Origin of the sequence: Caballeronia arationis (assembly GCF_001544975.2) — a bacterium.
Classification (GTDB): Bacteria; Pseudomonadota; Gammaproteobacteria; order Burkholderiales; family Burkholderiaceae; genus Caballeronia; species Caballeronia arationis.
In genome coordinates, this window is sequence record NZ_FCOG02000488.1 from 1 (window position 1) to 1,105 (window position 1,105).

Annotated in this window: 1 protein-coding gene; it reads left to right on the plus strand. The window is 61.3% G+C overall.

Annotation, left to right across the window (positions count from 1 at the left end):
• On the plus strand, positions 1–1,083 hold a 1,083-nt coding region (locus AWB81_RS43390; RefSeq protein WP_144444409.1), incomplete at its 5' end, for a helicase-related protein.
• Positions 1,084–1,105: the final 22 nt, after the last annotated feature.

The window sequence follows — 1,105 nt, forward strand, 5'->3', positions numbered from 1 at the left end:
GATGGAACGGCGGCTCAGCCCTATGGCTATCGCGTGGGCTACCTGGAGCAGAACTGGATCAATTCGGTGGAGTACGCGATGCGCGGCGTCGATCGATTCAGGGATGACTTCGTGGTGCTGGAGTGGGTGACGTGGCAGTTCGCGGAGAGCTTGCAGGACGGGGCAAAACGCGAGGTGCCGAAGATCGGCAATCTGCATCTCTACCGGGCGATGCTCGCGCCGCACATCAAGCGGCGGCTGGTCGCAGAGCCTGAGGTGTCGCACTACATCCAGATCGCGCCACCGCAGTTCGAGGTGGAGACGGTCGATTGGGATCGCGGGCATCTGGCCGCGTATCTGCGTGCTGCTGACGAGTTTGCCGACTGGTATCGCTCATCGCGCGATGACAAGAAGGCGTGCAATCTGGTCACGATCCTCGCTCGTATCCGTGCCGTTCACTTCGCCGCCAACTATCCGCAGTTCGGGATGGACGGCGTGGAGTACATCGGCGGGCTGACGAGCAAGCAGCGTTCGATTGTCGCCCGCATGCGCGCAATCGCGGCGGAAGGCAAACAGGCGATCGTGTTTGCCGAGAACCCCGGCGTGCTTGATCTTCTAGCGCGTGAGCTTGATGCGCATGGCGTCCAGACGGTGCCGTTTCATGGCGAGATTCCGATCAAGCGTCGCGTGGCGGATAAGGACAAGCGATTCTTGGGCGGACTCGCAACGGGGCTGATGGCCACCAAGGCTTCGGGCCGCGCGGGCTATAACCTGCCGAACGCCGACTACATCCTCTTCTACGATCGGTCGTGGACGTGGCGCATCGAGTATCAGGCGATGCGGCGCGCGCTGCGATGGAACCGGAAGGGTGTGCTGAAGGTTGTCTATTTTCATCTCCCGGGGAGCATCGACGAGTATCAGGACCAAATGGTCGCGCACAAGCGTGATGCGACGCAGGCGGGGCTGGACTGGGCGACGCCGGAACTGGACGACGAGACCTTCCTCCATATGGATTCGTTACTGGACCGCTTTGTCGATGACCTCGCATTGCTGGCGGCCGAGACCGCGGGCGACATGCGCAAACTTTTGAAGGAGGCAGCTTAAATGCCGAAAGACTCGAATGTGT